Below are 8,500 nucleotides of genomic sequence, written 5' to 3' on the forward strand. Positions count from 1 at the left end.
CCCCTACAAGATATAAATAATTATACAACTAATTGTTGAAAATGTAAATATTACGTGCACTTAAACAACAAAAACGAAATAAATGTTAAAATATCCCTTGACAAACAACTAAACGTTGTGCTATATTAAATCCATGAGACAACATAACGTTGGGGAGAAGGTGAGATAATGAACAATTTGAAAAAACTTAGAGCTAATAAAACTCAAAAGGAAATAGCTGATTTAATTGGTATTACAACGAGTCACTATGGATTTATAGAAAACGGCGACAGGCAACCATCACTAAAAGTAGCTAAAAAGATTGCTAATGTTTTTAATACGAATATTGAAGGAATTTTTTTTGCAGACGCACACAACGAAACGTTGTCTGTAGATATTCTTAACAAAACGGGCTAACAATAAAATCTTTAGATGAAGGAGGCAAATAGATGAAAATTTTTGACATATCCAAATTTACAGAAGATGAATTGCTCCAAATATACAACAGTCTTAATAGCTGGCAGTGGAACGAACTTCTTGGGGAAAAACCTAAAAACTGGGATAGTATGAAAAGATGGCACAACTCAATTATCGGAAGATTATTTCTAAAAAGTAAACGTGACATCATTAGCCCAATTAATAGGCAGATAAGAGATGAAGTGGGTTTGAATAAAATTCTTAAATGGCATTGGATAAATAATTTAGGAAAAACAAAAGAAGAATATGAAACTTGGATATCCAATGAAATGGCAAATAACCATTTAAGGTTTTAGAAAGGTTCTTATTAAAGCTATTACAGCGATTGCTGTAGTAATTAAATAACGTACCCATTCAAAGAATTTCATGCGATTAAACTTTCTTAAGTACAATAAGTAATCTTTACCAAAATCAGTTATTGAAAATGTACCATTGTGAGTAGGCATGTTACCTGGCGAAAGCTGAGAATAATTCAATTGTATAAGTTCATAGCGTAGAAGTCTATCAATGTGTTTAGAATTTTTTATTGTATTACTATTTTCAAGTTTTTTAAGTGAGTGAACTTCATTATAAGTTAAAAAAACATCCGATACTTTGTAATATTTTATAGTAATCACATCCTTTAGAAGTGATTATAGCATATATACCAAATTAAGTAAATAAAACAGGATAACAGCAAAATCTTTACCATAAATAACAAAAGGATGGAAGATGAGATGAATAAGAAAGATGTTCTATATATAATTTTTTACTTAATGATACTCGTAATAATCGTTTTGTGTTTTGTATTTTTCTCGATTATCAAACTTAAAATATATTTTAAACTTTTATCTCTTTAAATGTTCTTTGATGAAAGGGAAACAGAATAGCAATAAAATCTTTACCAGCGAAGCAAATTCGAATGAAAGGGGTGTTAGAGATGGAAGAAAAAATATTACAAGAGATAATAGAGATTAAGAAGGAGCTCCAAGATATTCGCAGTATCTTAGAGCCAAAAGAAGTTAAATTAATCAGCTACATTCAATGTACCAAAACTGACTGCAATAATTTGGTCAAAGAAAACTGTAAGCAAGTCAATATTTGTCGTGCTCATTGAACCTAATGGTTGAATTTTTGCTTTCTTTAGTACAATAAATCCATCATTATTAGGTAAAAAATCTTCAATATTATATTTTTCTTTGTAATCATCGGCGATTTCAGAAAAGTTTTTTGCTAATACATCAACAACAGTTTTTTCTTCTTCATAATTTTCAGGGAATTCGTATACTTCACCTGAAATAATGCCTATTGGAGTATAAAGGTAAATTTGATTTTTGTTTAAATCTTCAATAGTAGAAAAATCATAAAGCTTATTTATTAACGTTTTCTTTAGTGTAGGAATTTTCATATAATCACCTCCTTTCAGGTTGATTATAGCACAAAAACCAAATTATGTAAAAATAAACAAGTACAAGTCAATTAACATATTATATTTTAAAAGACCGGAGGTGCGTAAATGATTAAGGCTCAAATACCTATAGGAAATATAGTTGAAGATTTTAAAGTTGGCAATACTCACATCATGATTTGTGATGATGATTGCAGGGATAAGACTCAGGAGGACAAAGCCAGGGCAATTAAAAGGATGGAAGTTATTGCAGCAAATGCTATTGCTGCAGGAAAGTATAAACCTAAGAATAATCAGGAAGTTAGTGGAGGTAATGTATGATTGATTTAGAAAAAGTTAAAGGGTATGACAGTCTAACAGCAAGGCGTAAAGAAATTTTTAAGGAAGTTTTTGTTAGGCATAATGCATGTTATGAAAATCCTAAAAACAAAAAATTAATGACTCCAGTAAAGGTTGAGAATGATGAACATGGAGTAAAGGTGACTTTTAAAAACAAGGGTTGGTTACATTATTACACAAATGGTACTTGGGGATAAAATTATGGAACTAATGATAAGACACTCTGAAATTCTTACTATAATGATTCAGGCATTTTTTATAACTACTGCAGGTTTTATATTTATAGGGTGCTGGGATGAATTGATACTTGACATAAGAAGGAGCAGAAAATTACTAAGGAAAAGAGGAGGTGAAAAATTGTTGAGAGAGTATACATGTCCGAAATGCGGATATAGTGCATGGGCTTTGGATCATATTGTTGATACTAATTGTCATCGTTGTGGTGCTCCTGTTACAACAAAGCCCGTGCCTGCAGCTGAAGGAAGTTTTGTCTGTAATGAAAAGACTGGGAAGGGTGGTCGGTTAGTTACTGAGGAATGATTTTATGGTTGTATTATAACAAATAAGGAGATGATTTTGAATGAATAAAGTATGCATGCTTTATTATAAAACATGCAGAGAGAGTGCAGGAATTAAACAGGAAATTGCTGCAGAACATTTAAACGTTAGCATCAGATCTTTGAGTGATTACGAAAACGGAAAAGCAAGAGTCCCGGATGATATTGTTGACAGTATGGCTGAATTGTACAGGTCTCCTTTGTTAGCCTGGTGGCATCTAAAGACTAATAGTGTATTAGGTAAATACCTACCTGATGTTTTTGAACCTAAGACAGAAGTTGACATGGTGTTTCAGGGCATACTTGCTAAGGACAAGCTTTCACCAATTGTTGAGGGTATAAAGGAAATTATGTCTGATGGAACTATTGACGATTTAGAAGAGGATGCACTTAATGATCACATTGATGACATGAGAATAGTAAACAACAAATTAACATCAATAATTTTATGGCATGATGCCAGGATAAAAAAAGAAAGCCGCCCGAAAGCGACTAACCAACCAAAATAATTATAGCATAAATAAGTATTTAAATCAATTACTTTTAGGAGGGTATATGAATAAAGTTATGAGCGCATCTCCTGATCAAGAGGTGGCAGCTGCCAGGTCTAGGGAAGAAATAGAAAATGAAATGGCAAAGGTGCTGAAGGCAAAAGAAGCAGCCGAAAAGAAAATTATAAGATGCGGAAAAAGAATGATTGAATTGTCAAGTGAACTGCAAATAGCAAGTAGAAAAGTAAAGGAGGTGAGCTAAGTGATAAATATTATGAATCTTGCTGATGGAAACATCGTTGACAAGCTTAATAGAGAGCTTCAGAAGGTTGCGCAGAATATTGTTGACAAGAACACTGATCCAAAGAAGGAAAGAAAGATAACATTGACTTTAAGCTTCAAGCCCAATGACAACAGAGACTTTGTTATTACTAAGATTCAAACAAAGACAAGCCTTGCTCCTGAGCTTGGGGAAGAAACTCAAATAATTATTGGCAAGGACAGCGAAGGTGAATTGCATCTTAATGAAGTCAGGCAGCAAAGCATATTCACAAGCGCCGATAAATCAAAAGTAGTAAATATAAAATAATTTTAATTATAATTGGAGGATGAAAGATGTTTAGAGAAGCAATGCAGTATTTAGTAGGCTTGTCAAAGCCAGAACTAGTTGAAGTCAATGGAAAAGTGTTTAGCGACAGAAGTTTGAAAAGATATGATTACCAGGAACCAGAAGCATTAAAGTTTAAGAGCATCACAGGGTTATTGGAATACATAAAAGCTGATAATGACAGCACTTTTGAGAATAGTTTCATTCATATTAAAAATTACGATAGAATAGAATTTCTTTCCCCGCTTAATGATGACAACGAAAGAGAAATCTATGCTGTTTGTGAACCTGACAAAATAAATTTAACCCTTAATAAGTTTATTGACAGAGAATCATTCAACATAATGCTTCAGACAGGATTTGTAGAGACTGATGATCTAAGAGATATTTTATCTTATATCGGAAACATGTCTGATAAGGCAGTAAGAACTGTTGGTGACAATGGCATATCCCAGGAAATTACTATTAAGAGTTCAACCCAGGGATTGATTGATGTATTTATTCCTAATCCTGTAATTTTAAGACCTTTTAGGACTTTTACAGAGATCGAACCGGTTGAAAGTAAGTTTGTTTTCAGGATGCAGGAAGGCGGTTATTGTGCTCTGTTTGAAGCTGATGGCGGAGCATGGAAAATAGATACCATGCATCAGTTAGAAGAATATATCTCAGATGTTGTTGAAGATCTAGAATTAGAAGTTAAGATATTTGCATAATTCTAGACATAAGAAGGGAGTGATCTGGCATGAAATTATGGGGCAGGGTTAGGTAACTTAATTAAATAATTATAACTAAAAAAGGTAATGATTTTATACATGAAAATTTATAAAAATGTATAAAATCACCTACCTTTGATTGTTGCACTCAAAATAGAGTCAAATTTTGAATAAATATAGGAGGTTGAGATGTCTGTTTATTACACAAAATGTGGCAAGAAATTTAGTAAGTCTACCAACGCAGAGACAACCGGATACATATGTGAAACTGATCCTAATGGACAGCTAAATGAGAAATGCAGAATGTGTAGATTCTCACAAGTAAGAAAAAACAATCAGGGTGAATTAATCTACGAATGTAGAGCTGGCAGCAAGCCCCCAAATCTGATGAATACGCTTGAAGGTAATTTTAATGACATGAATGCACTAAGAATTTATTCCCTGAATTTAGATTTTTGTAATGAAATTTTTGATTATGCTGAAGCTGATCCAGAGCTGGTACCGTATAAATGCAAGGACAGTGCCGATTGCAGGAAGGTTATATCTATTTCCAGCAGCAAAAATAAAAAGGGCATAGCTGCAAAAAAGAAATTGGCCGAAAAGTTCTTTCATGTGGCAGGTGATTAGATGAGCGACATAAACAAAGGATTTTATGCCATCATCCCGGCGAACGTCAGGTATGATAGCAAAATTCCACCAAACGCTAAGCTTTTTTATTCTGAGATAACAGCTTTGTGCAATGAAAAGGGTTATTGTTGGGCTAACAATGAATATTTTACCGAACTGTATGATACAACTGACAGAACTATTCGCAGATGGTTAAACATTCTCAGCGTAAGTGGATATATCAAAGTTGAATATCAATATAAACCTGGGACAAAAGAAATTTTAAAAAGGTATATAAAATTAGCAGACAGTTCTACTCTTGCAGGTGAGAAAATTCTGACTTTAGGTGCGGACAAAAATGTCCCCACGTGCGGACAAAAATGTCCAATAGGTGCGGACAAAAATGTCCGAGAGAATAATATAATAAATAATAATAATATATTAAAGACTTATTGTCCTTCTGATGAAGGGCAAAAGGAATTACCCCCAACAAAAGACACGTATGAAAACATTACGGATTTATACAGCAAAGTTTGTTTAAAGCTGCCTAAGGTAGTAAAGATTACAGATAGCAGAAAGAAGTCTATTAAGAAACTGCTTGAAATGTACACCGTAGAACAAATCGAAACTGCTTTTAAAAATATTAACGATTCTAACTTTTGTACCGGCAACAACGAAAGAGGTTGGAAAGCAGACTTTGACTTTTGTATTAACAGCAACAAGGTAACCAATGCTCTTGAAGGCAAGTATAAAAATAGCTTTGATAATAAAATAAATCAAAGTTATCAACAGAATAAATCAAAGCCTGCTAATAAATTTCATAATTTTACACAAAGTGATAATTACAGTGAAAGTGAAATGGAAGCCTTAGCGGAAAAAAGAAAAGAAAAACTGTTTAAAGATATTGCACAGAGGAGTGAAAAAACAGGGGCATGAGTGAGAACTTTATAAAGTATGGCTTTGATGCTAATAGTAAAGATGGCGATAAAACGAATAATTGTTTTGTTTATTCAAAAGACAATCCTGATCTTGAACGTATACATGTTTTAGTACAAGCCCTGCGCTTAGTTAGGAGACAATTAGACAAAAATGTGTTGTCTGATAAGGAACTGAAGGATTACATAGACATAATTTTAAAAGTTTATTGAGGTGGCTATATGAGACAAAATTGTTTAGATTGTGAAGATAGAAAGCCAGGTTGCCATGACAGCTGCAGCATATATGCTAGGATGAAACATAAGCAGCAGAATATAAATGAAAAATATAGGCAGTACATGGATGGGCGTGGTCACGATGGTTGCCTGGCAGCAAAGAGTGGGAGGTCAAAAAGATATGATCAATCAAGATTTAATTATTGATACCGAGCAAATTGAAAACATGAGACATTGTATTGGTTTCAATCAAAATAAAGTCAAAAATAATAAATATCTAGCATGGAGAAATTATTTTACAACGCCTGATCATGATGAGAGTTGGGACAATCTTGTTTTACAGGGTTTAGCAGTTAAAAGAGATTTTAAGATGGGTGCTGGTGAAGATCCTCAGTGCTATAGCGTTTCAAAAAATGGATTTAAATTTCTTGAAACTAAATTAAATATAAAAATCATAATTGAAAAATAGGAGATGGAGGTATAGAAATGTCGAGTAGAGCGAAAAGGAAAAAAGCATGGCGTGAACATCAAAGAAAATTAGGAATTATTAAGATGCTAAAGCAAAAACTAGGTTCAGTTCATGATAAGAAGGTGGAATCTTAATGAATAGTGTAAATTTAATAGGGAGACTAACCAGAGATCCTGAGTTGAGGTTCGTGCCTGCTACAGGAATGGCGGTTACAAGTTTTACATTGGCGGTTGACAAGGACCTGTTCGGCGACAAGAAGCAAGAGGCAATAAGCCAGGGAAAACCAACTGCAGATTTTATTTATACCACAGTATTTGGAAAAATTGCTGAGAACTGTGCAAATTATTTGCACAAGGGTAGCAAATGCAGTGTACAAGGTAGGATTACTACAAACAATTTTGTAGATAAAAATGGAGAAAGGCAATATAAAACAGGCGTGACAGCTGAAAGGGTTGAATTTCTAAGCAGCAAGAAAAACGATGCAGATTGCGATGTGGACAATGACATATTTACACCGGTTGATGATGAGGATATACCATTTTAGCAGGAGGTTACAGCGTGCAAAGAGTGAATAAGCTGGAAGCGGAGAGTTTAATATTAAGCGGATTTAAAGTTATAAGAACTAAGCATAAGTATTACTTGCTAAGTAGTGAAGGTAAAATAATGACAGGATATGTAGACTTTTTATAGAGAGTGTGGTGAAGTGATGTTCAAAGATGATGAAAAGACAGCAAAATTGAAAAGTTTGTTATATAGTTACACATACATAGAGGATGAAATCGAAGGAATTAATGAAGAAATTTGTAATCTTGGAGAGGTTATAAATTCACAAAGAGACATTAAAACTCCTAATTTAACAGGTATGCCAAAGGGAAATGAAATATCTGATATTGTTTATCAAAATGTTGAAAAAATAATAGTAACATATGGGCAAGAAGTAGCAAAGCTAGAAAACAGACTTGATAAAGCATTCAGGAAAAGAAATCTTATAAATTTATTAATAGGTGTTTTAGATCCTACAGAAAAGAAAATAATTGAGCTAAAATATTTTAAAAAATATAAGATTTGGATGATTAAAGGCTCTGTCAACTATGAGAAAACTCAAATTTATAAATATCATGACGAGGCAATAAGAAAAATGTTAGAGGTGTTTAATCATGAATGAATCTGACAAAAAATTCAAAAATGTTATTACTCCTGATTACATTAAAAATTTAAAGCTTGATGATAATAAAAAATATAAAATTTTAATGATTAATAAAAATTTTAGCAACACTGGTGTTGATACATTGGAACCTGCAAGAGAATTATTGAAAGGCAGACTGATCAGCCAGCATGGATACATATTTGTTTTTGAATGTATTAACAAAAGAAATGTTCAAAAACGTGTATGTATCAACAAAATTGACTTTATAATTAATAATAAATTAATTACGGCATGCAAATAATTTTCTAGATTTTTAAAAGAGCGGACAAAAACGGACATTATTTGTGGTACAGTAGTAGCATAGAAATATATAAATATTAAGGCATCCAGAAATGGGTGCTTTTTGTGTTGATACGGACTGATTTAAACCGTATAGGGCTTGGGGTGGGGTTAATATAAAAATCAAAGAAGGTGATAGTTTGGCAATTGGAGATATAATCAAGAATAAACAGCCAGAAGTTTATTATAAGTTAATTAAATTTAGCAAAAATAAAGCAGAAAATATTGACTACAAGAG

At 32.7% G+C, this 8,500-nt stretch carries 17 protein-coding genes; 16 read left to right on the forward strand and 1 reads right to left on the reverse strand.

Annotated features, from left to right (window positions below; all coding sequences use genetic code 11):
• Nucleotides 1-168 precede the first annotated feature (168 nt).
• Both SA378_RS08765 and SA378_RS08770 read left to right on the forward strand, forming a co-directional pair.
• Complete coding sequence (locus SA378_RS08765; RefSeq protein ID WP_318525610.1) at nt 169-396, forward strand: helix-turn-helix transcriptional regulator; 228 nt, start codon at nt 169-171, stop codon at nt 394-396.
• A gap of 32 nt (nt 397-428) precedes the next feature.
• Nucleotides 429-752, forward strand: a complete 324-nt coding sequence (locus SA378_RS08770; protein WP_318525611.1) for a hypothetical protein — start codon at nt 429-431, stop codon at nt 750-752.
• 710 nt (nt 753-1,462) lie between these two features.
• Here SA378_RS08770 and SA378_RS08775 read toward each other — a convergent pair.
• The gene (locus SA378_RS08775; RefSeq protein WP_318525612.1) at nt 1,463-1,843 is read right to left on the reverse strand and encodes a hypothetical protein; all 381 of its coding nucleotides are present in this window, start codon (nt 1,841-1,843) and stop codon (nt 1,463-1,465) included.
• 108 nt (nt 1,844-1,951) lie between these two features.
• Between SA378_RS08775 and SA378_RS08780 the strand changes: the two genes are divergently transcribed.
• The 14 genes from SA378_RS08780 to SA378_RS08845 all read left to right on the forward strand — a co-directional run bounded on the left by SA378_RS08780 (nt 1,952) and on the right by SA378_RS08845 (nt 8,224).
• The gene (locus SA378_RS08780; protein WP_318525613.1) at nt 1,952-2,164 is read left to right on the forward strand and encodes a hypothetical protein; all 213 of its coding nucleotides are present in this window, start codon (nt 1,952-1,954) and stop codon (nt 2,162-2,164) included.
• Nucleotides 2,161-2,379 carry a hypothetical protein gene (locus SA378_RS08785; RefSeq protein WP_318525614.1) on the forward strand — a complete coding sequence of 73 codons (219 nt, stop codon included), beginning with the start codon at nt 2,161-2,163 and terminating at the stop codon, nt 2,377-2,379. Before SA378_RS08780 ends, SA378_RS08785 begins: the two co-directional genes overlap by 4 nt.
• A 4-nt stretch (nt 2,380-2,383) precedes the next feature.
• The gene (locus SA378_RS08790; protein WP_318525615.1) at nt 2,384-2,722 is read left to right on the forward strand and encodes a hypothetical protein; all 339 of its coding nucleotides are present in this window, start codon (nt 2,384-2,386) and stop codon (nt 2,720-2,722) included.
• A 40-nt stretch (nt 2,723-2,762) separates the two neighbouring features.
• The gene (locus SA378_RS08795; protein WP_318525616.1) at nt 2,763-3,248 is read left to right on the forward strand and encodes a helix-turn-helix transcriptional regulator; all 486 of its coding nucleotides are present in this window, start codon (nt 2,763-2,765) and stop codon (nt 3,246-3,248) included.
• A 46-nt stretch (nt 3,249-3,294) separates the two neighbouring features.
• Nucleotides 3,295-3,492 (forward strand): hypothetical protein, encoded by a 198-nt coding sequence (locus SA378_RS08800; RefSeq protein WP_318525617.1) that lies wholly within the window; start codon nt 3,295-3,297, stop codon nt 3,490-3,492.
• A complete protein-coding gene (locus SA378_RS08805) occupies nt 3,493-3,819 on the forward strand; it encodes a hypothetical protein (protein ID WP_318525618.1) in 327 nt (108 codons plus the stop codon).
• Nucleotides 3,820-3,845: 26 nt separating this feature from the next.
• Nucleotides 3,846-4,550, forward strand: a complete 705-nt coding sequence (locus SA378_RS08810; protein WP_318525619.1) for a hypothetical protein — start codon at nt 3,846-3,848, stop codon at nt 4,548-4,550.
• Nucleotides 4,551-4,739: 189 nt separating this feature from the next.
• Nucleotides 4,740-5,177: a hypothetical protein gene (locus SA378_RS08815; protein ID WP_318525620.1), complete on the forward strand. Its 438-nt coding sequence runs from the start codon at nt 4,740-4,742 to the stop codon at nt 5,175-5,177.
• Entirely contained in the window at nt 5,178-6,092 is a 915-nt protein-coding gene (locus SA378_RS08820; RefSeq protein ID WP_318525621.1) for a helix-turn-helix domain-containing protein, read from the forward strand.
• 318 nt (nt 6,093-6,410) lie between these two features.
• A complete protein-coding gene (locus tag SA378_RS08825) occupies nt 6,411-6,776 on the forward strand; it encodes a hypothetical protein (RefSeq protein ID WP_318525622.1) in 366 nt (121 codons plus the stop codon).
• 133 nt (nt 6,777-6,909) lie between these two features.
• Entirely contained in the window at nt 6,910-7,320 is a 411-nt protein-coding gene (locus tag SA378_RS08830) for a single-stranded DNA-binding protein (protein ID WP_318525623.1), read from the forward strand.
• A 14-nt stretch (nt 7,321-7,334) separates the two neighbouring features.
• Complete coding sequence (locus tag SA378_RS08835) at nt 7,335-7,466, forward strand: hypothetical protein (protein WP_318525624.1); 132 nt, start codon at nt 7,335-7,337, stop codon at nt 7,464-7,466.
• Nucleotides 7,467-7,482: 16 nt separating this feature from the next.
• The gene (locus SA378_RS08840) at nt 7,483-7,941 is read left to right on the forward strand and encodes a hypothetical protein (protein ID WP_318525625.1); all 459 of its coding nucleotides are present in this window, start codon (nt 7,483-7,485) and stop codon (nt 7,939-7,941) included.
• Nucleotides 7,934-8,224 (forward strand): hypothetical protein, encoded by a 291-nt coding sequence (locus SA378_RS08845; protein ID WP_318525626.1) that lies wholly within the window; start codon nt 7,934-7,936, stop codon nt 8,222-8,224. Before SA378_RS08840 ends, SA378_RS08845 begins: the two co-directional genes overlap by 8 nt.
• Nucleotides 8,225-8,500 lie beyond the last annotated feature (276 nt).

It is taken from the genome of Sedimentibacter sp. (genome assembly GCF_033447055.1).
Taxonomy (GTDB): domain Bacteria; phylum Bacillota; class Clostridia; order Tissierellales; family Sedimentibacteraceae; genus Sedimentibacter.

Coding starts and splice junctions, on each gene's coding strand:
- SA378_RS08820 (WP_318525621.1), top strand. CDS start 5,178: ATGAGCGACATAAACAAAGGATTTTATGCCATCATCCCGGCGAACGTC.
- SA378_RS08795 (WP_318525616.1), top strand. CDS start 2,763: ATGAATAAAGTATGCATGCTTTATTATAAAACATGCAGAGAGAGTGCA.
- SA378_RS08845 (WP_318525626.1), top strand. CDS start 7,934: ATGAATGAATCTGACAAAAAATTCAAAAATGTTATTACTCCTGATTAC.
- SA378_RS08785 (WP_318525614.1), top strand. CDS start 2,161: ATGATTGATTTAGAAAAAGTTAAAGGGTATGACAGTCTAACAGCAAGG.
- SA378_RS08775 (WP_318525612.1), bottom strand. CDS start 1,843: ATGAAAATTCCTACACTAAAGAAAACGTTAATAAATAAGCTTTATGAT.
- SA378_RS08800 (WP_318525617.1), top strand. CDS start 3,295: ATGAATAAAGTTATGAGCGCATCTCCTGATCAAGAGGTGGCAGCTGCC.
- SA378_RS08790 (WP_318525615.1), top strand. CDS start 2,384: ATGGAACTAATGATAAGACACTCTGAAATTCTTACTATAATGATTCAG.
- SA378_RS08830 (WP_318525623.1), top strand. CDS start 6,910: ATGAATAGTGTAAATTTAATAGGGAGACTAACCAGAGATCCTGAGTTG.
- SA378_RS08810 (WP_318525619.1), top strand. CDS start 3,846: ATGTTTAGAGAAGCAATGCAGTATTTAGTAGGCTTGTCAAAGCCAGAA.
- SA378_RS08765 (WP_318525610.1), top strand. CDS start 169: ATGAACAATTTGAAAAAACTTAGAGCTAATAAAACTCAAAAGGAAATA.
- SA378_RS08825 (WP_318525622.1), top strand. CDS start 6,411: ATGAAAAATATAGGCAGTACATGGATGGGCGTGGTCACGATGGTTGCC.
- SA378_RS08840 (WP_318525625.1), top strand. CDS start 7,483: ATGTTCAAAGATGATGAAAAGACAGCAAAATTGAAAAGTTTGTTATAT.
- SA378_RS08770 (WP_318525611.1), top strand. CDS start 429: ATGAAAATTTTTGACATATCCAAATTTACAGAAGATGAATTGCTCCAA.
- SA378_RS08815 (WP_318525620.1), top strand. CDS start 4,740: ATGTCTGTTTATTACACAAAATGTGGCAAGAAATTTAGTAAGTCTACC.
- SA378_RS08780 (WP_318525613.1), top strand. CDS start 1,952: ATGATTAAGGCTCAAATACCTATAGGAAATATAGTTGAAGATTTTAAA.